The organism is Xanthomonas sp. NCPPB 3174 (assembly GCF_056725205.1).
The window spans coordinates 1,263,914-1,285,997 of sequence record NZ_CM161517.1 but is presented as its reverse complement, the minus strand read 5'-3'; the positions used below and the strand labels follow the sequence as shown (position 1 = coordinate 1,285,997).

The 22,084-nt window shown below is 68.0% G+C and carries 21 protein-coding genes; 7 read left to right on the top strand and 14 right to left on the bottom strand.

Annotation, left to right across the window (positions count from 1 at the left end):
* Positions 1 to 360: 360 nt before the first annotated feature.
* Together sucD and sucC are read right to left on the bottom strand one after the other, a co-directional pair.
* Positions 361 to 1,236, bottom strand: a complete 876-nt coding sequence (gene sucD, locus AC1PK7_RS05800) for a succinate--CoA ligase subunit alpha (RefSeq protein WP_010342226.1) — start codon at positions 1,234 to 1,236, stop codon at positions 361 to 363.
* Positions 1,237 to 1,258: 22 nt separating this feature from the next.
* On the bottom strand, positions 1,259 to 2,428 hold the full coding sequence (sucC, locus tag AC1PK7_RS05795; protein ID WP_010342227.1) for an ADP-forming succinate--CoA ligase subunit beta: 1,170 nt from the start codon (positions 2,426 to 2,428) through the stop codon (positions 1,259 to 1,261).
* Between the two features lie 348 nt (positions 2,429 to 2,776).
* On the opposite strand from sucC, the gene AC1PK7_RS05790 reads away from it, so the two are divergent.
* Together AC1PK7_RS05790 and AC1PK7_RS05785 are read left to right on the top strand one after the other, a co-directional pair.
* The gene (locus AC1PK7_RS05790; RefSeq protein WP_371181325.1) at positions 2,777 to 4,390 is read left to right on the top strand and encodes a sensor histidine kinase; all 1,614 of its coding nucleotides are present in this window, start codon (positions 2,777 to 2,779) and stop codon (positions 4,388 to 4,390) included.
* An 82-nt stretch (positions 4,391 to 4,472) separates the two neighbouring features.
* A complete protein-coding gene (locus tag AC1PK7_RS05785; protein ID WP_209245885.1) occupies positions 4,473 to 5,861 on the top strand; it encodes a sigma-54-dependent transcriptional regulator in 1,389 nt (462 codons plus the stop codon).
* A 164-nt stretch (positions 5,862 to 6,025) separates the two neighbouring features.
* Here AC1PK7_RS05785 and pilB read toward each other — a convergent pair whose 3' ends face one another.
* The 3 genes from pilB to AC1PK7_RS05770 form a co-directional block, all read right to left on the bottom strand.
* The gene (pilB, locus tag AC1PK7_RS05780; protein WP_420009198.1) at positions 6,026 to 7,759 is read right to left on the bottom strand and encodes a type IV-A pilus assembly ATPase PilB; all 1,734 of its coding nucleotides are present in this window, start codon (positions 7,757 to 7,759) and stop codon (positions 6,026 to 6,028) included.
* Positions 7,760 to 7,794: 35 nt separating this feature from the next.
* Entirely contained in the window at positions 7,795 to 8,205 is a 411-nt protein-coding gene (locus tag AC1PK7_RS05775) for a pilin (RefSeq protein ID WP_481100146.1), read from the bottom strand.
* Between the two features lie 86 nt (positions 8,206 to 8,291).
* A complete protein-coding gene (locus AC1PK7_RS05770; RefSeq protein WP_420009196.1) occupies positions 8,292 to 8,711 on the bottom strand; it encodes a pilin in 420 nt (139 codons plus the stop codon).
* 368 nt (positions 8,712 to 9,079) lie between these two features.
* Here AC1PK7_RS05770 and AC1PK7_RS05765 point away from each other — a divergent pair, with 368 nt between their 5' ends.
* Genes AC1PK7_RS05765 through coaE form a run of 3 tightly spaced genes read left to right on the top strand, consistent with a single transcriptional unit; the run spans position 9,080 to position 11,846 of the window.
* Entirely contained in the window at positions 9,080 to 10,339 is a 1,260-nt protein-coding gene (locus AC1PK7_RS05765) for a type II secretion system F family protein (RefSeq protein WP_420010175.1), read from the top strand.
* Between the two features lie 6 nt (positions 10,340 to 10,345).
* The gene (locus AC1PK7_RS05760; protein WP_209029524.1) at positions 10,346 to 11,209 is read left to right on the top strand and encodes a prepilin peptidase; all 864 of its coding nucleotides are present in this window, start codon (positions 10,346 to 10,348) and stop codon (positions 11,207 to 11,209) included.
* Positions 11,210 to 11,222: 13 nt separating this feature from the next.
* Positions 11,223 to 11,846 (top strand): dephospho-CoA kinase, encoded by a 624-nt coding sequence (coaE, locus tag AC1PK7_RS05755; protein ID WP_420009195.1) that lies wholly within the window; start codon positions 11,223 to 11,225, stop codon positions 11,844 to 11,846.
* 142 nt (positions 11,847 to 11,988) lie between these two features.
* Here the strand turns inward: coaE and AC1PK7_RS05750 are convergent, their stop codons facing one another.
* Positions 11,989 to 12,396, bottom strand: coding sequence for an RNA-binding S4 domain-containing protein (locus AC1PK7_RS05750; RefSeq protein ID WP_481100145.1), 408 nt, complete (start codon positions 12,394 to 12,396; stop codon positions 11,989 to 11,991).
* Positions 12,397 to 12,900: 504 nt separating this feature from the next.
* Here AC1PK7_RS05750 and AC1PK7_RS05745 point away from each other — a divergent pair.
* Positions 12,901 to 14,361 (top strand): MATE family efflux transporter, encoded by a 1,461-nt coding sequence (locus tag AC1PK7_RS05745; protein WP_481100144.1) that lies wholly within the window; start codon positions 12,901 to 12,903, stop codon positions 14,359 to 14,361.
* Between the two features lie 255 nt (positions 14,362 to 14,616).
* Here AC1PK7_RS05745 and rplS read toward each other — a convergent pair whose 3' ends face one another.
* The 8 genes from rplS to ffh all read right to left on the bottom strand — a co-directional run bounded on the left by rplS (position 14,617) and on the right by ffh (position 21,153).
* Entirely contained in the window at positions 14,617 to 15,033 is a 417-nt protein-coding gene (rplS, locus tag AC1PK7_RS05740; RefSeq protein ID WP_010342237.1) for a 50S ribosomal protein L19, read from the bottom strand.
* 131 nt (positions 15,034 to 15,164) lie between these two features.
* Positions 15,165 to 15,947, bottom strand: a complete 783-nt coding sequence (trmD, locus tag AC1PK7_RS05735; RefSeq protein WP_420009192.1) for a tRNA (guanosine(37)-N1)-methyltransferase TrmD — start codon at positions 15,945 to 15,947, stop codon at positions 15,165 to 15,167.
* A gap of 71 nt (positions 15,948 to 16,018) precedes the next feature.
* Complete coding sequence (rimM, locus tag AC1PK7_RS05730; protein WP_010342239.1) at positions 16,019 to 16,531, bottom strand: ribosome maturation factor RimM; 513 nt, start codon at positions 16,529 to 16,531, stop codon at positions 16,019 to 16,021.
* A 43-nt stretch (positions 16,532 to 16,574) separates the two neighbouring features.
* Complete coding sequence (rpsP, locus tag AC1PK7_RS05725) at positions 16,575 to 16,835, bottom strand: 30S ribosomal protein S16 (protein ID WP_010342240.1); 261 nt, start codon at positions 16,833 to 16,835, stop codon at positions 16,575 to 16,577.
* A 132-nt stretch (positions 16,836 to 16,967) separates the two neighbouring features.
* Positions 16,968 to 17,807 (bottom strand): aminotransferase class IV, encoded by an 840-nt coding sequence (locus AC1PK7_RS05720; RefSeq protein ID WP_481100143.1) that lies wholly within the window; start codon positions 17,805 to 17,807, stop codon positions 16,968 to 16,970.
* Entirely contained in the window at positions 17,804 to 18,892 is a 1,089-nt protein-coding gene (locus AC1PK7_RS05715; protein WP_481100142.1) for an NAD(P)H-dependent flavin oxidoreductase, read from the bottom strand. Before AC1PK7_RS05715 ends, AC1PK7_RS05720 begins: the two co-directional genes overlap by 4 nt.
* Position 18,893: 1 nt before the next feature.
* Positions 18,894 to 19,682, bottom strand: a complete 789-nt coding sequence (locus AC1PK7_RS05710) for a DUF2314 domain-containing protein (RefSeq protein ID WP_481100141.1) — start codon at positions 19,680 to 19,682, stop codon at positions 18,894 to 18,896.
* 91 nt (positions 19,683 to 19,773) lie between these two features.
* The gene (gene ffh / locus AC1PK7_RS05705) at positions 19,774 to 21,153 is read right to left on the bottom strand and encodes a signal recognition particle protein (RefSeq protein ID WP_010342245.1); all 1,380 of its coding nucleotides are present in this window, start codon (positions 21,151 to 21,153) and stop codon (positions 19,774 to 19,776) included.
* A 105-nt stretch (positions 21,154 to 21,258) separates the two neighbouring features.
* On the opposite strand from ffh, the gene AC1PK7_RS05700 reads away from it, so the two are divergent.
* Entirely contained in the window at positions 21,259 to 22,053 is a 795-nt protein-coding gene (locus tag AC1PK7_RS05700; RefSeq protein ID WP_481100140.1) for a cytochrome C assembly family protein, read from the top strand.
* Positions 22,054 to 22,084: the final 31 nt, after the last annotated feature.

The window sequence follows — 22,084 nt, the reverse complement described above, 5'->3', positions numbered from 1 at the left end:
TGCCCGCCATCGCCTGATCACGCATCCGCTCCTGTCGCTGCCGAAGAAAGTGGCGCCAGTGTCGGAGTCGTGCCGAGCCCTGTCAGCGCAGCAGGGACGGCAACCCCAGGCCTGGGGACCAATGGCGGGTCGACAGGGACGAATGGTGACCGCAGGGATGGCGCAAACGCTTGATTGCGCAGGGGCTGATCGGCTGCAGCGCGTGGCCGCCCGCACCCGGCCCGTCACACCAGGCACGCCGCAACGATGCCGTACACCAGCCAACCAAAACGAAAAAGGCCCCGCTTGCGCGAGGCCTTTCCGGACAGCAGCGGCGACAGCGACGACCCGAAGGCGGGTCGCTGCCGCGGCGCTGACGCCTTACTTCACCAGCGAGGCGATCGCCGCACCCAGGTCGCCCGGCGAGCGGACGGTCTTGACGCCAGCGGCTTCCATCGCCGCGAACTTGCCTTCGGCCGTGCCCTTGCCGCCCGAGGCGATCGCACCGGCGTGGCCCATGCGCTTGCCGGCCGGGGCCGAGGCACCGGCGATGAAGCCGACCACCGGCTTCTTGACGTGCTTGGCGATGTACTCGGCACCGGCTTCCTCGGCGTCGCCGCCGATTTCGCCGACCATGATGATGCCTTCGGTCTGCGGATCCTCGTTGAACAGCTTGAGGCAGTCGACGAAGTTCAGGCCGTTGATCGGGTCGCCGCCGATGCCGATGCAGGTGGACTGGCCCAGGCCGACTTCGGTGGTCTGCTTGACCGCTTCATAGGTCAGCGTGCCCGAACGCGAGACGATGCCGATCTTGCCCGGCTTGTGGATGTGGCCCGGCATGATGCCGATCTTGCACTCGCCCGGGGTGATCACGCCGGGGCAGTTCGGCCCGATCAGCACGGTGTCCGGATGCGAGCGGGTCAGCACGTTCTTGACGCGCAGCATGTCCAGCACCGGGATGCCTTCGGTGATGCAGACGATGACCTTGATGCCGGCCGCGGCCGCTTCCAGGATCGCGTCGGCCGCGAACGGCGGCGGCACGTAGATCACCGAAGCATCGGCGCCCGTGCTCTGCACGGCATCGGCCACGGTGTTGAACACCGGCAGGTCGATGTGGGTGGTGCCGCCCTTGCCCGGCGTGACACCGCCGACGACCTGGGTGCCGTACTCGATCATCTGGGTGGCGTGGAAGGTGCCCTGCTGGCCGGTGAAGCCCTGCACGATCACCTTGGTGTTCTTGTTGATCAAAACAGACATTGGAGTTCCTTGGTGTCGTGGATCAGGCGGCGTTCTTGACAGCTTCAACGACCTTCTTGGCGCCGTCGTTGATGTTGTCGGCCGGGATGATGGCCATGCCGCTGTCACGCAGCAGCTGCTTGCCCTCTTCCACGTTGGTGCCTTCCAGGCGCACCACGACCGGCACCTTGACGCCCACTTCCTTGACCGCCGCGATGATGCCCTCGGCGATCATGTCGCAGCGGACGATGCCGCCGAAGATGTTGACGAAGATACCTTCGACCTTGTCCGAGGACAGGATCAGCTTGAACGCCTCGATCACGCGCTGCTTGTTGGCACCACCGCCCACGTCGAGGAAGTTCGCCGGCTCGCCGCCGTTGAGCTTGATCACGTCCATCGTGGCCATGGCCAGACCGGCGCCGTTGACCATGCAGCCGATGTTGCCGTCCATGGTGACGTAGTTGATGTCCAGCTCCGAAGCGGTCACTTCGGTCTCGTCTTCCTGGGACTTGTCGCGCATGGCGACCAGTTCCTTGTGGCGGAAGTTGGCGTTGTCGTCGCTGTTGAACTTGCCGTCCAGCGCGTAGAGGTTGCCGTCGTCCAGGATGGCCAGCGGATTGATCTCCACCAGGGCCAGGTCCTTCTCGTTGAAGATGCGGTACAGGTTGACCATGATGCTGGCGAACTGGCCGGCCTGCTTGGCGGTCAGGCCCATCTTGAAGCCGATGTCGCGGCCGTGGTAACCCTGCACGCCCTCGACGAAGTCGACGTTGAGCGTGTGGATCTTGTCCGGGGTCTCGGCGGCGACCTGTTCGATCTCCATGCCGCCCTCGGAGGAGGCGATGTAGCTGATGGTGCGGGTGCCGCGGTCGACCAGCACCGACAGGTACAGCTCCTTGACGATCTCGCCGGCGGTGGTCACCAGCACCAGGTTGATCGGCAGCTCGACGCCGGCGGTCTGATAGGTGGCCATCTTGGTGCCGAGCAGCTTCTCGGCAACGGCCTTCACGTCGTCGGTGGTCTTGCAGAACTTGACGCCGCCGGCCTTGCCGCGGCCACCTGCGTGGATCTGCGCCTTGACCATCCAGGGGCCAGCGCCCAGCGACTTGGCGGCTTCAACCGCTTCTTCCGGAGTCGCCGCGACCTTGCCGGCCGGGACCGGGATGCCGTACTCGGCAAGCAGTTGTTTTGCCTGATATTCGTGGAAATTCATGCGTCACCGTGGGAAAAGGAACGGCCGTCCCGCAGCGATCCGGGCCCTGAGTGGCGGCCGGGAGCGGTACGGACGGGACGCCTATTGTCGCCGACCCAGGGCGGCGGCGCAAAAGCGGCGGCGCTCCGACCCGGCCGAGGACGCCGGGAAGGGCCGCGGCGGGATCATCGGCTGGAGCAGGCACCGGGCCATACCCGCTCTACCGCACTCGCCCGTCCTTCTCTTGCCCCGACCGGGCACCGCCCCCGGCGGCGACGGCCCGACCAGGCCGCCGCCGTCCCGGCCGCCATCCGCGCAGACGGCACCACCCCTATACTCGCGCCGTCCGCTGCCCGCCCGGAGTCCGGCTTGCCCACCAGCGCCTCGCTCATCGATCGCATCGAGTCCATCCCACGCCGCGAGCTGTACTTCTTCGCGCTGTACCGTGTGCTGGTGGCCGGGCTGATCGCCGCCCTGGTGTTCAGCCCGCTCGGCGTGCTGGTCGGCGAGCCGCGCTACCCGCAACTGGCCACCACCCTGTCCACCGCCTACCTGGCGGTGGCGCTGGCGCTGCTGGTGTGGGGCCGCAACGAGGCGCACCTGGCGCCGATCGTCGGCTTCAGCGCCATCGCCGACATCGTCGCCGCGACCCTGGCCGCGCACGCCCTGCCCGCGGCCAGCGCCGGCATCGCGATGATGCTGCTGTTCAACGTCGCCGCCGCGGCGATGCTGCTGCGCCTGCGCGGCGGCCTCGCCGTCGCCCTGACCGCCTCGGCGGCGACGCTGGCCGAATACATCTGGAGCGTCCTGGACGGCGCCGACAACACCCGCAGCCTGGCCGAACTGGCGATGTTCGCCACCAGCTATCTGGCGGTGGCCTACATCTGCAACCGCCTCGGCCAGCGTGCGCGCGCCAGCCAAAGCCTGGCCGAACGCCGCGGCGCCGAGGTGGCCAATCTCTACGAAATCAACGAACTGATCATCCGCCGCATGCGCACCGGGGTGCTGGTGGTGGACGCGCAGAACCGGGTGACGCTGGCCAACGAGGCCGCATCGGCCCTGCTCGGCGACACCGACGGCAACAGCGAAAGCGGCCGGCTCGACCTGCTCAGCGCCGCACCGGAACTGGCCCGGCGCCTGCAGCGCTGGCGCAACGGCTGGAACCAGGACGAAAGCCCGCTGCAGCTGTCGCCGGACCAGCCGGAGGTGCAGCCGCGCTTCGCCCGACTGCTGGCCGAGGGCGACCTGACCCTGGTGTTCCTGGACGACGCCACGGTGGTGTCGCGGCGCGCCGAGTCGCTGACGCTGTCGGCGCTGGGCCGCTTCTCGGCCAGCCTGGCCCACGAGATCCGCAACCCGCTGGCCGCGATCAACTACGCCTCGCAGTTGCTGGAGGAATCGCCGGCAATCGGCGATGCCGACCGCCGCCTGCTGCAGATCATCCACCAGCAGTGCCAGCGCACCAACGGCATCGTCGAGAGCGTGCTCGGCCTGGCCCGGCGCGAACGCTCCAATCCGGAAAACCTGGACCTGGGCGCGTTCGTGCGCCGCTTCGTCCTGGAGTACCGGCAGACCCTGTCGATCGAGACCGACAGCCTCGAAGCGATCCTCGCCCCGCAGCCGGTGCACGCGCTGGTCGATCCCAAGCACCTGCACCAGATCCTCAGCGCCCTGGTGCACAACGCGCTCAAGTACGGGCGGGTGATGGAGGAGCCGGCGCGGGTGCGCCTGCGCGTGGCGCTGCAGGAACGCAACGCCATCGTCGACGTCATGGACCGCGGCCCCGGCATCCCCGAGGCGGTGGCGGCTCAGCTGTTCCGGCCGTTCTTCACCACCTCCGAGCATGGCACCGGACTGGGCCTGTACATCGCCCGCGAACTGTGCCGGGCGAATCAGGCGCGTCTGGAATACGTGCCGGTGCCGGCTGGCGGCGCCTGTTTCCGCGTCGCCCTGCCCGGCCCACACGCGATGCTGAGCGGCTGACAGGTGAGAATCGCTCCGCCAGCGCGCGGCCGGCGCCGGTAAATTGGCGCATGCCCCGGTTCCTACGCTATCTTCCCTGCACATGAACGAAACCCGAAGCGCCCTGGTCGTCGACGACGAGCGCGACATCCGCGAGTTGCTGGTCCTGACCCTGGGCCGGATGGGGCTGCGCATCAGCACCGCCGCCAACCTCGCCGAAGCGCGCGAACTGCTGGCGAGCAATCCCTACGATCTGTGCATCACCGACATGCGCCTGCCCGACGGCAACGGCATCGAACTGGTCAGCGAGATCGCCAAGCACTACCCGCGCACGCCGGTGGCGATGATCACCGCCTTCGGCAGCATGGACCTGGCAGTGGAGGCGCTGAAGGCCGGCGCCTTCGACTTCGTCAGCAAGCCGGTGGACATCCAGGTGCTGCGCGGCCTGGTCAAGCATGCGCTGGAACTCAACAACGAGAGCCGCGCCGCACCGCCGCCGCCGGCCCCGGAACAGGCCAGCCGCCTGCTGGGCGCCTCGGCGGCGATGGACGCGCTGCGCAGCACCATCGCCAAGGTCGCGCGCAACCAGGCGCCGGTCTACATCCTCGGCGAATCCGGCGTGGGTAAGGAACTGGTCGCGCGCACCATCCACGAGCAGGGCGCCCGCGCGGCCGGCCCGTTCGTGCCGGTGAACTGCGGCGCGATCCCCGCCGAACTGATGGAAAGCGAGTTCTTCGGCCACAAGAAGGGCAGCTTCACCGGCGCCCATGCCGACCAGGCCGGCCTGTTCCAGGCCGCGCACGGCGGCACCCTGTTCCTCGACGAGGTCGCCGAACTGCCGCTGCCGATGCAGGTCAAGCTGCTGCGCGCGATTCAGGAAAAATCGGTGCGGCCGGTCGGCGCCGCCAGCGAAGTGCCGGTGGACGTGCGGATCCTCTCGGCCACGCACAAGGACCTGGCCGACCTGGTCGCCGAGGGCCGCTTCCGCCACGACCTGTACTACCGCATCAACGTGATCGAATTGCGCGTGCCGCCGCTGCGCGAGCGCGGCGGCGACCTGCCGCAACTGGCCGCGGCGATCCTGGCGCGGCTGGCCAAGAGCCACGGCCGCCCCACCCCGCTGCTGTCGCCCTCGGCGCTGGACGCGCTGAGCAGCTACGCCTTCCCCGGCAACGTGCGCGAACTGGAAAACATCCTCGAACGCGCCCTGGCGATGGCCGAGGACGACCAGATCAGCGCCACCGACCTGCGCCTGCCGCAACCCGGCAACCACGCCCGCAGCGCCGCCGAGGCCGCCCCGGCGCTGCCGCGCGGCGTGGTCGACATCGACCCCAGCTCCTCCGCCCTGCCGTCCTACATCGAACAACTCGAACGCGCCGCGATCCAGAAGGCGCTGGAAGAGAACCGCTGGAACAAGACCCGCACCGCCGCGCAACTGGGCATCACCTTCCGGGCGTTGCGCTACAAGCTGAAGAAGTTGGGGATGGAGTAGGAGGGCCGGGATTAGGGAGTCGGGATTGGGGATTCGCAAGAGCGAAGAGCGGCTTCCGAGCCGTCGGATCTCAAGCAGGTGAGGCAGCTAGGCAGCGCACGGTGACGCAAGCCGATGCGCCGCTGTTGCCAATCCCCAATCCCGACTCCCCAATCCCCGCCCCATCAATCCTTCGTCACCCGATTGATCTCAGCCAGACTGGTGATGCCGTTGCGGGCCTTCAGCAGGGCCGACTGGCGCAGGTCCTTGACCCCGATCTTCTGCGCGGCGCTGGCGATGTCCATGGCGTTGCCGCCCTGCAGCACGATCGCCGCGATCTCGTCGTTCATCGGCATCACCTGGTAGATGCCGGTGCGGCCCTTGTAGCCCTCGGTGCACTCGTCGCAGCCCACCGCCTCGTACAGCTGGACGCCGGCGGCGATCTCCGCCTCGGTGAAGCCTTCGGCCAGCAAGGCCTTCTCCGGCAGCTGGACCGGACGCTTGCAGTTGTTGCACAGGCGCCGCGCCAGGCGCTGGGCGATGACCAGGGTCACCGAACTGGTGATGTTGTAGGGCGCGATGCCCATGTTCATCAGGCGCGCGATGGTCTGCGGCGCGTCGTTGGTGTGCAGGGTGGACAGCACCATGTGGCCGGTCTGCGCGGCCTTGATCGCGATCTCGGCGGTCTCCAGGTCGCGGATTTCGCCGACCATGATGATGTCCGGATCCTGGCGCAGGAACGAGCGCAGCGCCGCGGCGAAGGTCATGCCGCGCTTGTTGTTCTGCTGCACCTGGTTGACCCCGGGCAGGCGGATTTCGACCGGATCCTCGGCGGTGGAGATATTGCGGGTGTCGTCGTTGAGGATGCCCAGCGCGGTGTACAGCGACACCGTCTTGCCGGAGCCGGTGGGGCCGGTGACCAGGACCATGCCGTACGGCTTGTGGATCGCATCCAGGAACAGCTTCTGCTGCTCCGGCTCGTAGCCGAGCTTGTCGATGCCCAGCTTGGCCGCGCTGCCGTCGAGGATACGCAGCACGATCTTCTCGCCGAACAGCGTCGGCAAGGTGCTGACGCGGAAGTCGATCTGCTTGTTCTTGGACAGGTTGAGCTTGATGCGCCCGTCCTGCGGGACCCGCTTCTCGGCGATGTCCAGCTGCGCCATCACCTTCAGGCGCGCGGCGATGCGCTGGTTCAGCTTGACCGGCGCCTTGGCCACGCTCTTGAGCAGGCCGTCGATGCGCAGGCGCACCCGGTAGTCGTCCTCATAGGGCTCGAAGTGGATGTCGGAGGCGCCGCGGCGGATCGCATCGACCAGCACCTTGTTCACGAACTTGACGACCGGGGTATCCTCGCCCTTGGCATCGATGCCGGTATCGCCACCGCCGCCCATGTCCTCGTCGCCGCCGCCGACATCGAGGTTGTCCATGCCCTCGTCGTCGCCCAGCGCGCTGCCGAGGGAATCGTTGCTGGCCTGCCACTGCTCCAGGGTCCGGCGGATCTGGTCCTCGTCGACCAGGATCGGCTCCACCGTCAGATTGGTGTGGAACTTGATGTCGTCCAGCGCCCGGGTCTGGGTCGGGTTGCTGATGCCGACGAACAGGCGGGTGCCGCGCTTGAACAAGGGCAGCACCTGATACTTCTGCAGCAGCTCCTCGCTGACCAGCTTCATCGCGTTCTGGCTGGCGTCGAAAACCGAGACGTCCATCAACGGCATGCCGAACTCGACCGCGTTCGCGGCGGCCAGCTGCGCGGCAGTGACCAGCTTCTTCTCGGAGAACCACTGCGGCAGCGGCACCTTGGCCTCTCCCGCCTGGGCCATGGCGGTCCGCGCCGCGGCTTCGTCCAGCGCCCCATCTTGCACGAGGCGGCGGGCGATCCCGGTGATGCCGACCAAATTTGCCGAAACCGCTGTATTCATCTCACCACCATCCAATGCTACGAGCCATTGCGCGTTCAATCGCACTCGCTCGGCTTGTACCTAGCGTCAAAGGCAGAGGCATCACATCGCCAGCTACCGGCAACTGATCGCTGTAGCGAAAGTGTCCTACCGTCCACCAAGCTACCACCAACCACTACACAACTGAGCGTGGCGCGACCATCGAGAGCGAGCGAGACATTGATGCGCGAACAACGCTCGGTGGATGCGGGCAATCCAATATAGCTGACATCGACGAGCGAAGGATCGACGGCATCCGCAAAGACAGATTCAATCATCGAACGGCCGGGCTCAATTTCCGCAAGGGCGGCCGTCAATTGCGCTTTGGCCACGAAATTCTTGTAGATCGGAAGCGAAATTGCTGCCAGCACCGCAATGACTGCCAGCGCAGTCATCAGCTCAATCAGGCTAAAACCCTTTTCGCGCATGCTCCCCCCTTTCGCACGCGATCTGCCGTATCAAAAAAGCCCCGCTAATGCGGGGCTCTTTCGTCAATCTGACGTTGCTCAGCCGATTAGTTCTGGCAAGTGGAAGGCGCCCACTTCGGCTTGTCCGTCACGCTGGTGCTGCAGGTCCAGGTGCCGTTGGTATCGCGGGTCCAGGTCACATTCGCGCCAGCGATCTTCGGGCTTCCGATCAGGTTGGTGCACTGGATCGAGCCAGTCGCACCAGCGACGATGGTCCACGAGGTGCAGCGCGGCGTCGGGGCCGTGGGCAGGCCGAGATTGGCACTGGTGTAGTTAGCCACCGCCGTGCCGTCGTTCACCATCACCTCGAACTGGGTCTTCGCAGGGGTCAACTCAGCAAGTGCCGCGGTGACCTGGGACTTTGCGACGTAGTTCTGATAGGCGGGCAGCGCAATGGCGGCCAGGATGGCAATGATCGCGATCACGATCATCAATTCGATCAGGGTAAAGCCCTGCTGCTTCTTCATGGTGAACCCCTAGAGATGTAGTGTGAAAGGTGTGGTAGGCATTCGCCCGCGGATCCTACTCCCCGAGCGCCGCGGCGAAATGCCACGTGCGGGTGACTCAAGCAGACAGCGTGCCAACTTCTCACACGTGTCCGAACGCTTCCCCCGATGTCCATGATGCCTGAGCACCAAGACTCAAGTGCAGGCAAATCAGGAATTTGCGACAGGATGGACCGTCTGCCCATGCAGGGCAGAAAGTGACGCAGTGCGTCACACGCCACAAGTCTCGACCCTCCCCCCGATGACAACTGCGGGTGTCAGACGCGTTGGAAACCGATACCATGCTTGGCATGTCCGCCCGGGGATGGCCGGACGGGGAGACGACCTGTATGTCCGCAACTCGCAGCGCAGTCAAGAAAGAGCCGGTCGCGCGCAATACCAGCCAGCAGGTGCCCTTCGTCTGGGAGGGTACCGATAAGCGCGGCGTAAAGATGAAGGGCGAGCAGACCGCCAAGAACGCCAACCTGTTGCGGGCCGAGTTGCGCCGCCAGGGCATCACGCCCTCCGTGGTCAAGCCCAAACCCAAGCCGCTGCTGGGGTCGACTGGCAGCAAGATCACCCCCAAGGACATCGCCTTCTTCAGTCGCCAGATGGCGACGATGATGAAATCAGGCGTCCCCATCGTGGGTTCTCTGGAAATCATCGCCAGCGGGCACAAGAACCCGCGGATGAAGAAGATGGTGGACCAGATCCGCACCGACATCGAGGGCGGTTCGTCGCTCTATGAAGCGATCAGCAAGCATCCGGTGCAGTTCGACGAGCTCTATCGCAACCTGGTCAAGGCAGGCGAAGGCGCCGGCGTGCTTGAGACGGTGCTGGAGACGGTGGCGACCTACAAGGAAAATATCGAAGCCCTGAAGGGCAAGATCAAGAAGGCCTTGTTCTATCCGGCCATGGTCATGGCGGTTGCTCTGATTGTCAGTTCCATCCTTCTTGTCTGGGTTGTGCCCCAGTTCGAAGACGTATTCAAGGGGTTCGGCGCAGAACTGCCCGCCTTCACCCAGATGATCGTAGCGGCCTCACGCTTCATGGTCTCTTATTGGTTGCTGCTGCTTATCGTCCTGGCAGTCAGCATTGGCGGATTTTTCTTTGCCTACAAGCGCTCGCCTTCGATGCAGCACGGCATGGACCGGTTGATCCTGAAAGTGCCGATCATCGGCCAGATCATGCACAACAGTTCGGTGGCCCGCTTCTCGCGCACCCTGGCCGTAACCTTCCGCGCTGGCGTGCCATTGGTGGAAGCGCTAGACATTGTCGCCGGCGCAACAGGCAACAGCGTCTACGAAAAGGCCGTGTTGCGCATGCGCGACGACGTGGCCGTCGGCTACCCGGTCAACATGGCGATGAAGCAGACGCAAATTTTCCCGCACATGGTCATCCAGATGACCGCGATCGGCGAAGAGGCCGGCGCGCTGGATGCCATGCTGTTCAAGGTGGCCGAGTATTTCGAGCAGGAAGTGAACAATGCGGTCGATGCCTTGAGCAGCCTGATCGAGCCGTTGATCATGGTGTTCATCGGCACCATCGTTGGCGGCATGGTCATCGGCATGTACCTGCCGATCTTCAAGCTGGCCTCCGTCGTTGGATAAGCATTAATGGCATTTCTCGATCAACATCCCGGCCTCGGCTTTCCGGCCGCGGCCGGGCTTGGCTTGCTGGTGGGCAGCTTCCTCAATGTGGTGATCCTGCGCATGCCCAAGCGCATGGAATGGCAGTGGAAGCGCGACGCGCGCGAGATCCTGGAGCTGCCGGACCTCTACGATCCGCCGCCGCCCGGCATCGTGGTGGAGCCGTCGCACTGCCCGCACTGCAAGCACAAGCTGGCTTGGTTCGAGAACATTCCGCTGTTCAGTTGGCTGGCGCTGCGCGGCAAGTGCCGTTATTGCCATGCGCCGATCTCGCCGCAGTACCCGCTGGTGGAACTGCTCACCAGCTTGCTGGTGGTCGCGAGCGTGTGGCGCTTCGGCTTCGGCTGGCAGGGCTTCGGCGCGATCGTGTTCAGTTGCTTCCTGGTGGCGCTGTCCGGCATCGACCTGCGTACCCGCCTGCTGCCGGACCAGTTGACCCTGCCACTGATGTGGCTGGGCTTGATCGGCAGCATGGACAACCTGTACATGCCGGCCAAACCGGCCCTGCTCGGCGCGGCGGTCGGCTATTTCTCGCTGTGGTCGGTGTGGTGGCTGTTCAAGCAGATCACCGGCAAGGAGGGCATGGGCCATGGCGACTTCAAGCTGCTCGCCGCGATCGGCGCCTGGTGCGGCCTGAAGGGCATCCTGCCGACCATTCTGATCTCCTCGCTGGTCGGCGCGATACTGGGTTCGTTGTGGCTGGCGGCCAAGGGCCGCGACCGCGCCACGCCGATCCCGTTCGGCCCCTATTTGGCGATTGCCGGCTGGATTACCTTCTTCTGGGGCACGGAGATCGTCGAGACCTACATGCGCTGGTCGGGGCTGCGCTGACGGAGCCCGCGGCTTGACTGATTTCGTCGTCGGCCTGACCGGAGGCGTGGCCTCCGGCAAGAGCGAACTGAGTCGCCGCTTCGAGGCCAGGGGCATCGTCGTCGCCGATGCCGACCTCGCCGCACGTGCGGTGGTCGCGCCCGGCCATCCGGCGCTGGCGCAGATCGTGGCGCGGTTCGGGCCGCAGATCCTGCAGGACGATGGCAACCTGGACCGCGCCGCCTTGCGCCAGCGCATCTTCGAGGACGCGACCGCGCGCCGCGACCTGGAAGCGATCACCCACCCCGCCATCCGCCTGTTGCTGCAGGAACAGTGCCGCGAGGCTGCAGGGCCGTACGCGATCGCGGCGATTCCGCTGCTCACCGAGGTTGGCGCACGCGCCGCCTATCCCTGGCTCGACCGGATCCTGGTGATCGACGCCCCCGAGGCAGTGCAGCACGCCCGCCTGATGCAGCGCGACGGCATCACCGCCGACCTGGCGCAGCGCATGCTGGCGGCGCAGGCCACCCGCGCCGCACGCCTGGCCATTGCCGACGACGTGGTGGTCAACGACGGCGCCGCAGCGGACTTGCAGGCGTCGGTGGAGCGACTGGATCGGGAGTACCGGGCATTGGCGGCAGCGAAAGCCTCCTCGTAGGATCCGCTTCGGCTGCGACTGCGGCACACCGGACGCGTCGCCACTGCCATCGACGCGAGCGGCATACAGGCCACAGCCCACCTTCTGACCAAGATCGGCGCAACGCCGCCCGGCCATTCGCACGGCGACGCAGGGCGTTCGGCTACAGCGCGTCCAGATCCCCAAGCGCGCGGATCAGCCGCCGCGCACGCTTGTCCGGCTTGCCCTCCGGTGCCTGGTAGCCGCTGCGCTCGGCGCTGCGCTGCGCGCGCAACTGCGTGCGGCGCTCGCGTGACGCCTCGCTTTCCTGGTACAGCGCCTGCGCCACGCTGGCAGGACCGCGCGTATCGCTCAGCCCCAGCACCTGGATCTCGAACACCTCATCGCCACGCTGCACCCGCACCTGCTCGCCCACGCGCACCGCGCGCGAGGACTTGGGCCGCTGCCCGGCCACGTCCACCTTGCCGGTTTCCACGGCCTGCTTGGCCAGGCTGCGGGTCTTGAAGAAGCGCGCGGCCCATAGCCAGACATCCAGGCGCACCGAGGCGGCTTGCACGACAGGTTCGTTCATTACGTTGCTCGACATCCACTCACGTTAGGGGTTGCAGGCAGCCAAAGGACGACGCCGGATCGGGCAGGCAGAGTGCATGGGCGGCGCGCAGGTCTTTCCGCGGAGATGGCGATGCGATCGCGCCAATACAAGCACCGCGTCCGCAGGGACACGCCCCTTCAGGATGAATGCGTTGGCAGGTAGCGAGCGAACTCGCGGCAGGCGGACCGTGGGTGTGGCTCACCCAGGTTTACTGTCCCAGGCTGGCGCTGGCTTTGATCCACACCCACACCAGGCGCATGACGCGATCCATGCCGAACGTGCACCTATCCTCGCCGCAACTGCACGACCGCGCGACTTGGGCAGGACCACGCCACGCGTGACGGCGCAGGCCACACGCCGCAGGGCGGCGTAGGCGGGCCCCATGCACGCCTGCTGCGCGAACGCTGCAGATCCCGGCCCGCCAACGCCCCAGCGACATCCGTCGGTGCTAGTGTGGCCGGCTCACGCTCGATCCCGACCGCGATGACCAAGCCTGCCGCGCTCACCGAAGGCCCGATCGGCCGCCAGTTGCTGCTGTTCTCGTTGCCGATCCTGGCCGGCAACATCGCGCAGTCGCTCAACGGGTCGGTCAATGCCGTGTGGATCGGCCGCTATCTCGGTGAAGCGGCGCTCACTGCCGCGGCCAACGCCAACAGCATCATGTTCTTCCTGATTGGTTCGGTGTTCGGCATCGGCATGGCCGCCACCATCCTGATCGGCCAGGCGATGGGCCGCGGCGACGTGGCCCAGGCGCGACGGGTGATGGGCACCAGCGCCACCTTCTTCATCGGCATCTCGGTGTTGATCGCCGCCGGCGGCTGGTGGCTGGCGCGGCACCTGCTGGCGGCGATGGGCACGCCGGCGGCGTCGCTGCCGCTGGCCGAAGCCTACCTGCGGGTGATCTTCCTGGCGATGCCGCTGCTCTACACCTTCGCGTTCCTGTCGGCGGCGCTGCGCGGCACCGGCGATTCGCGCACGCCGTTCCGCTTCCTGCTGCTGTCGGTGGCGTTGGACATCGGCTTCAATCCGCTGCTGCTGTTCGGGCTGGGACCGTTCCCCAAGCTGGGCATCGCCGGTGCGGCCTGGGCAACGCTGATCGCGCAGGCGGTGTCGCTGACCGGGTTGCTGCTGTACCTGCGCCACAAGCGCCACGTGCTGTGGCTGGGCCGCCGCGATGCGCGGCTGTTCCGGCTCGACCTGCCGATCCTGCGCGCGCTGATCGTCAAGGGCGTGCCGATGGGCCTGCAGATGGTGCTGATCTCGCTGGCGATGATCGTGATGATCGCCCTGGTCAACGGCTACGGCACCGACACGTCCGCGGCCTACGGCGCAGCGCTGCAACTGTGGGCCTATCTGCAGATGCCGGCGATGGCGATCGGTGCGGCCTGCTCGTCGATGGCCGCGCAGAACGTCGGTGCGCAGCGCTGGGACCGCGTCGCGGCGACTGCGCGCAAGGGCGTGCTGTTCAACTTTTTGCTGACCGGCGCACTGATCGCGCCGCTGATCCTGTTCGACCGCTGGACCCTGGCGCTGTTCCTGCCGCCGCACAGCACGGCGCTGGAGATCGCGCGCCATCTCAACCACATCGCGGTGTGGTCGTTCCTGTTCTTCGGGGTCACCTTCGTGATCTCCGGCGTGGTCCGCGCGACCGGTGCAGTGATCCCGCCGCTGCTGATCCTGGCGCTGTCGCTGTGGGGCATCCGTGTGCCGTTCGCACAGTTGCTGCAGCCGCAGCTGGGCGCCGATGCGGTGTGGTGGAGCTTCCCGACCAGCGCCACCTGCGCTATGCTGGTGTCGCTGGCGTACTACCGCTGGGGCAACTGGCGCACCGCGCGGATGCTGGCGCCTGCGCCGCCGGAGACGGTGGCGCATCCGGCGGAAGTGCCGGTGCAGCCGCCGGCGCCGGTCGCCGACGTGGCGGTGGCGCAGGATCCGGCGCGCTGAGCGACCGTCCGCGTATCGCACCATCCTCGCGTAGGAGCGGCTTCAGCCGCGACGGCATTCCCCGCAAAGCCATTGCCGCTACGCGCCTGGATCGGCCTTGATCCGGTCGAGCTTGTCGCGGCTGAAGCCGCTACTACAGAGCACCGCGCGCGCAGCCTTGGCTGACATACCGAGCCGGCACAATGGCCGACGCCACGAACGCAAACGGCCGCCCGAAGGCGGCCGTTGCGGCAGCGACCAAAGGTCGCTGGAAGATTACTCGGCCTTGGCGGCAGCAGCTGCGGCCTGACGCGCGACCTTGGCCTGCGCAGCGGCGGCCAGATCTTCCTTGATGCGGGCAGCCTTGCCTTCCAGGCCACGCAGGTAGTACAGCTTGCCGGCGCGGACCTTGCCGCGGCGCTTCACTTCGACCGAGTCGATGGTGGCGCTGTGGGTCTGGAACACGCGCTCGACGCCGTAACCGTGCGAGATCTTGCGCACGGTGAACGAGGAGTTCAGGCCGGCGTTCTTGGTGCCGATCACCACGCCTTCGTAGGCCTGCACGCGCTCGCGGTTGCCTTCCTTCACCTTGACGTTGACGACGACGGTGTCGCCCTGGTTGAACTCCGGCAGCTTGCGCTGGATCTGGGCGGCTTCGAAGTCGGCCAGGATGGTCTTGTTGAGCTTGCTCATGGTGGGCACCGCTTGTGTCTGGTGAGGTGGTCCGGCAGTCGCCGCACGGCGATTGCGCGATATCGGATGGGCCAAGCACGGAACGCACTGGCCGGAAAGCCGGGCATTTTAACCCAGCCCGGCGGCAATGGCTAGGGCCTGGATGGATTTTCCTGTTCGGCGGCCTGCGCCGCCTCCCGCTCCTGGCGGAATTCCTGCAGCAGACGCCGGTCGGCCGCGCTCAGCGCCGCCTCGTCCAGCAGTTCCGGGCGCCGCAGCCAGGTCCGCCCCAGCGCCTGCATGCGCCGCCAGCGGGCGATCGCAGCGTGGTTGCCGGAACGCAGCACCGCCGGCACCTCGCCCAGCGCGTGTTCGCGCGGGTGGGTGTAGTGCGGGCAGTCGAGCAGGCCGTCCGGACCCTCGAAACTGTCCTGGGCGGCGGATTCGGCGTCGTTCAGCGCGCCCTCCTGCAGCCGGGTCACCGCATCCACCAGCACCGCCGCGGCCAGTTCGCCGCCGGACAGCACGTAGTCGCCGATCGAGATTTCCTCGTCCACCGCGGCGGCGACGAAGCGCTCGTCCACGCCCTCGTAGCGCCCGCACAGCAGCAGCAGCCGCGGCAACGCGGCCAGTTCGCGAGCCTTGGCCTGGGTCAGCGGCCGCCCCTGCGGGCTCAGGTAGATCAGCGGCGCCGGCTGCGGATCGGCGTCGCGCACCGCCTGCAGGCAGGCCTGCAGCGGCTCGATCATCATCACCATGCCCGGCCCGCCGCCGAACGGGCGGTCGTCGACCTTGCGGTAGCCGCCGCTGGCGTAGTCGCGCGGGTTCCAGCCGTGCAGGTCCAGCAGCGCCCGCTCCTGCGCACGCCCGACCACGCCGAACCCGGCGCACTGGGCGACGAACTCGGGGAACAGGCTGATGACGTCGATGCGCATGGGCAGGGATTGGGGAGTCGGGATTGGGGATTCGCAAACGCAACAGCGGGGCCGGCGCGCACCGGCTTCGCTCAGAACTCGGGGTCCCAGTCGACCACGACCAGGTTGGCCTCGAAATCCACCGACTTGATGTAGTCCGGCTGCACGAACGGCACCAGCCGCTCGCGGTCGCCGCGCACCACCAGCACGTCGTTCGCGCCGGTGGAGAACAGGTGCGATACCTGCCCCAGCGCCACGCCGTCGACGGTGCGCACGTCCAGGCCTTCCAGGTCCACCCAGTAGTACTCGTCCGGGCGCGGCGGCGGCAGGCTGCTGCGCGCCACGTAGATCTCGGTGCCGCGCAGGGCTTCCACGGCGTCGCGGTCGGTGACCTCGGGCAGCGTGGCGATCAGGTACTTGCCGGACTCGCGGCCGCGCACGCCGGTGAGGCTGCTCTCGCTGCCGTCGGGCTTGCGCACGATCCAGGGCTGATAACGAAACATGGCGAGGCGCGGCTCGGTCCAGGACTCGAGCTTGGCCTCGCCACGGATGCCGAACGCGCCGAGGACCCGACCGAGCAGGATGCGGCGCTGGCTGTCTTTCATTGGCGCAAACGCAAGGGCCGCGCGCTGGGCGCGGCCCGCGGAATCAGGCCGCGGCGGCCTGGTTCTTGGTGGCTTCCTTGTACAGGTTGCGCACCTTGTCGGTCAGCTGAGCGCCATTGGACACCCAATGATCGACGCGGGCCAGGTCCAGCACCACGCGCGGCTCGGCGCCCTGGGCGACCGGGTTGTAGTAACCGACGCGTTCGATGTTGCGGCCGTCGCGCGCGCTGCGCACGTCGGTGACGATGATGTGGTAGAAGGGGCGCTTCTTGGCGCCGCCACGGGTGAGGCGGATCTTGACCATGGTGAGTTTCCGGTGTTGCCCAGTCGCCAGGATGGCGCGGTGAGCCGGCGATTATAGCGGCCGGCCCCGGCTCTGCCAAGTCGTTGCCGCTGACGCGACAAGGGGATTGGGGATTTTGGGATTGGGGATTCGTCAGAAGCGCGCCAATGGCGGCGACACCTCTCTGGGTGCTCCGATCGCCTGCCAGGGCTGGGTGTGCAACGCGGCCTCCAGCATGGCCAATAGATCCGCGGCCGGGCGCAGCGCGCGCCCGTCCACCGCCGCCACCGCCTGCTGGCCGCGGGCGTTGCAGGTGAAGGCGGCCACGTCGGGCCCGAACGCCTGGAGCGGCAGTGGCCGCACTTCTTGCGCCACACCCAATTTCGCCAGGCCCGCCTGCAGCAGCCGCTGCTGGGTGCCCTGCAGCGCCGGCGCCTGCGGCCAGTGCAGGCAGACCCCGTCCCACAGCCCCAGGTTCCAGGTCGGGCCTTCGGCCACCTGCCCCTGCGCGTCGACGAACAGCGCGTCGTCGCTGCCGGCCTGCTGCGCCAAGCGGCGTTGGTAAAAAGCACTGAAGGTGCCGACGTGCTTGAGGTGGGGCGTCTCCCGGGCAAATACGCCACTGCGCAACCGCAGCGGCGCCGCCTCGGCCTGTGCCGGTGGCGCCAGCGACACCAGCAGTTCCACGGCGCAGTCGGCACCGGCACGGCGCAGCGTGAATGCGGGCGAGAACACGGTGACGCGCAGCGAGGCGTCGCCCCTGCCGAAGGCGGCCAGCGCCGCGCGTAGCTCGGCGCGCACGCGCTCATGCGGCAAGACACTCCCGAACAGCGCCGCGTTGGCCTGCTGCAAGCGCTGCAGATGCAGGTCGAACCCGCGCACGGCACCGTCGCGGACCTGCATGGTGCTGAAATGCCCGTAATTCACCAGCGCGGCCGCGGCCAGCAGCTCGGCGCTGGCAGGCTGCCCGTGGTGGAGGACCTGCGATGTCACAGCAGGGCCTGCGCCTGCGCCCACCAGCGTTCAACCAACGTCGCGGCGGGCTCGGCCGGTGCCATCCATGCCGACTGCCCGGCCCAGGCCTGCATCGCCGCCAGGCGGTCGGCTCGCTGCGCGGCCTGGCGCATCGGTGCAGTCAGCCCGCGCTGCACCGGATACGGCCGAGGCGGCGGCGCGTCCGGCGCGGCGGCAGCACGCACGTAGTCGGTGACCAGCACCCGGCCCAGACGGCCGGAAAAGGCGCGGGTCAGCGTGGTCTGCTCGGGTTCGGCCCTGGCCAGCGCATTGGCCCAGGCCGGTGCCAGCGCCGCCTCCGGGCTGCGCAGCAGGGCGGTGCCGATCTGCACCGCGCTCGCGCCCAGGGTCAGCGCGGCGGCGATGCCGCGGCCGTCGCCGATGCCGCCGGCGGCGATCACCGGGATCCGCAGATGGTCGGCCAGCCGCGGCAGCAGCGCGAACAGCCCGGTCAGTTGCCGCTCGGCGCTGGCGGGCTCGAAGGCGCCGCGGTGGCCACCGGCCTCGCCCCCCTGCGCGACCACCGCATCGGCGCCGGCGGCCTGCGCAGCCAGCGCCTCGTCCAGGGTAGTGACGCAGGCGAACCAGGCGATCCCCGCCTGCCGCAGCCGCTGCACCTGATCAGGGCGGAACAGGCCCATGATCGAGGAGGCCACCGCCGGCCGCGCCGCCAGCAGGGCCTCGAACTGGGCGTCGAAGTCGGCAGGTCCGGCTTCGCCCGCCGTGGCCTCGACCGGCGGGCCCCAGGCAGCGAGAAAGGCACGCACCTCGGCCTCGGCGGCGGCATCGCGCACGGGCGGCGGATCCGGCACCCACAGGTTGACCTGCGCCGGCCCGCCGCCGGCGGCGCGCAGCGCGTCCATCCACGTCACGATGTCCTGCGGCGCGGACAGCACTGCGCCCATCGCGCCCATGCCGCCGGCCGCGGTGACCGCGGCCGACAGCGGCACCGGGCAGGCGCCGGCCATCGGGCTGAGCAGGATCGGCAGGCGCAGGCCGAAGCGTTCGCAGAACTGCGCGACGCGCGCCTGCGCCGCGGATGCCGGGCGAGGCGAAAGCGCCATCTCAGGCGGCCTGTTGCAACAACTGCACGATCCGCGGCCACCCCATATGCTGCGCCAGCTCCAGCGCCGTCCGTCCTTGCGGCGTGCGCAGCGACGGGTCGGCGCCATGCTGCAGCAACAACGCCACCGGCTGGTAGTTGCCGGCCAGCGCATCGCGCTGCAACAGGGTCCAGCCCTGCCCGTCGCGCGCATGCACCGCCTCGGGGTGGCCGCGCAGATCCTCGTCGATGCGCGGCGCGATGTTCTCGCTCATCGGGTGCTCGCGCAGTTCGGCAGCGGCGTTGTCGGCGCCGCCGTCCGGCGCCTGCGTCGGCGACGGCACCAGCCGCACCTGTCCGGGCGGACCGAATTCCAGCCCCCAGGCCGCATCGTGTTCTGCGCGTTCGTCGGCTTCCATCTCGCGCCGCTGCGCGTCGATGGTGTAGCCGCCATAGACCTTGCCGCCGATGACGTACATCCAGTCCTCCAGCTCGGCGAACGGCAATGCGACCTCGGCACCGGCCTGCAACGACGCGATGTCGTCCGGATCGTTGAGCAGCGTGCCGGAGACTGTCTCGCCGTCGAACTGCACGTCGCCGACCCACATGTGTTCGACCGGCGGCGCCTCGGGGTCGGTGGCATCGGTGGCGAATGCGAACTTCACCGCGGCCATTTCCAACCCCGGCACGATGCGCCGGTACTCCCAGGACAGTTCGCGCCAGAAAAACTTGAACGTGCCGCGCGCGGCGATGTAGGCGGCCTGCATCGCCGCGTCTTCGTCGCCGGTGAAATACATCGAATGTTCGCTCATCGGAGTGACGTCCCTTTCAAAAAATTCCAGATGGGACGACGGCGGCGCCGCCATCCCGTTGCCGCCTCGCGCGGCTCACCGACGGACGTGCTCAGCGGAACGGCAATCCACCGCGGCCGCCCATGCCGCCGAGCATGCCCTTCATGCCGCGCATCAGGCCCTTCATGCCGCCGCCGGCCATCTTGCTCATCATCTTTTCCATCTGCTGATACTGCTTCATCAGCTTGTTGACGTCGGCCGGCTGGGTGCCGGAGCCGCGGGCGATGCGCGCGCGGCGCGAGCCGTTGAGCAGGCCCGGGTTGCGCCGCTCCTTCTTGGTCATCGAGCCGATGATGGCGATCATCCGCGGCACGTCCTTGTTGCCGGCGACCTGCTGCTTGAGGTGCTCGGGGATCTGGCCCATGCCCGGCAGCTTGTCCATCAGCCCGGACAGGCCGCCCATGTTCTGCATCTGCTCGAGCTGGTCGCGCATGTCGTTGAGGTCGAACTTCTTGCCCTTGGCGACCTTCTCGGCCAGCTTCTGCGCCTTGTCCTTGTCGACCTGGTGCTCGACCTGCTCGACCAGCGACAGCACGTCGCCCATGTCGAGGATGCGGCTGGCCAGGCGGTCGGGATGGAACACGTCCAGGCCGTCGGGCTTCTCGCCGACGCCGATGAACTTGATCGGCTTGCCGGTGATGTAGCGCACGCTCAGCGCCGCGCCGCCGCGGGCGTCGCCGTCGGTCTTGGTCAGCACCACGCCGGTCAGCGGCAGCGCCTCGCTGAACGCCTTGGCGGTGTTGGCCGCGTCCTGGCCGGTCATCGCGTCGACCACGAACAGGGTCTCGACCGGGGCGATCGCCGCGTGCAGCGCCTTGATCTCCTCCATCATCGCCGCGTCGATGGCCAGGCGGCCGGCGGTATCCACCAGCAGCACGTCGACGAAGGACTTGCGCGCGTCGGCGATGGCAGCGCGGACGATGTCCACCGGCTTCTGCGAGGCCTCGGACGGGAAGAACAGCACCCCGACCTGCTCGGCCAGGGTCTTGAGCTGCTCGATCGCGGCCGGGCGGTACACGTCGGCCGACACCACCATCACCTTCTTCTTGCGCTTTTCCTTCAGGTGCTTGGCCAGCTTGCCGACCGTGGTGGTCTTGCCCGCGCCCTGCAGGCCGGCCATCAGCACGATCGCCGGCGCCGGCACGTTGAGGTTCAGGTCGCTGGCGGCCGAGCCCATCACCGCGGTCAGCTCGTCGCGCACGACCTTGATCAGCGCCTGGCCCGGGGTCAGGCTCTTGAGCACTTCCTGGCCGACCGCGCGCACCTTGATGCGCTCGATCAGCGCCTGCACCACCGGCAGGGCGACGTCGGCCTCGAGCAGCGCGATGCGCACTTCGCGGGTGGCTTCGCGGATGTTCTCCTCGGTCAGGCGACCGCGGCCGCGCAGGCGCTGCATGGTGCCGGAGAGGCGTTGGGTGAGGGATTCGAACATGCGGGCTGGTCGCGGACGGGAAACGGCCGTCGATTATAGCCGGGCGCGTCGGCGATCCCCGGCGCCGCCGTCACGGCGGCCTGCCCGATATGCGAAACTGGCGCGATGCTCATCACCGTCCTTGCCGCCCTGCTGTACCTGACCGCGACCGGCCTGCTGATCGCCGCGGTGGTGCGCGACCGGGTGGACCGCAGCCGGGCCTGGCTGCTGCCGGCGCTGCCGGCGGTGGCGCTGCATGCGGGCTATCACGTGCAGGTCGCCCTGCACACCGCCGGCGGCCCGGACATGCACTTCTTCGCCGCGCTGTCGCTGGTCAGCCTGGGCATGGCGCTGATGACCGCCCTGGTCGGCGCCAGCGGGCGCATGGCCGCGCTGGGCGTGGTGGTGTTCCCGCTGTCGGCCGCGCTGCTGCTGGCCTACCACGGCTATGGCCACGAGCCGGCGCCGGTACTGGACTGGCGGCTGCAGTTGCACGCCTGGCTGGCGCTGCTGGCCTACGCCACCCTGGGCATCGCCGCTCTGCTGGCGGTGATGCTGTGGCTGCAGGAACGCGCGCTGCGACGCCGCGACTTCCATCCCTGGCTGCGCGCGCTGCCGCCGCTGACCGCGCTGGAGACGCTGCTGTTCCGCACCATCGTGGTCGGCTTCATCCTGCTGACCCTGACCCTGCTGACCGGCGTGCTGTTCGTGCAGGATTTCCTGGCGCAGCGGCTGGTGCAAAAGACCGTGCTCAGCGTGCTGTCGTGGATCGTGTTCGGCGCGCTGCTGTTCGGCCGCTGGCGCTACGGCTGGCGCGGGGTCAAGGCGGTGCACTGGACCCTGGCGGCAATGGTGCTCCTGCTGCTGTCGTTCTTCGGCAGCAAGTTCGTGATCGAGCTGGTGCTGGGGCACGCGCAGTAGCGGCCCCGTCTTCCCGTAGAAGCGGCTTCCG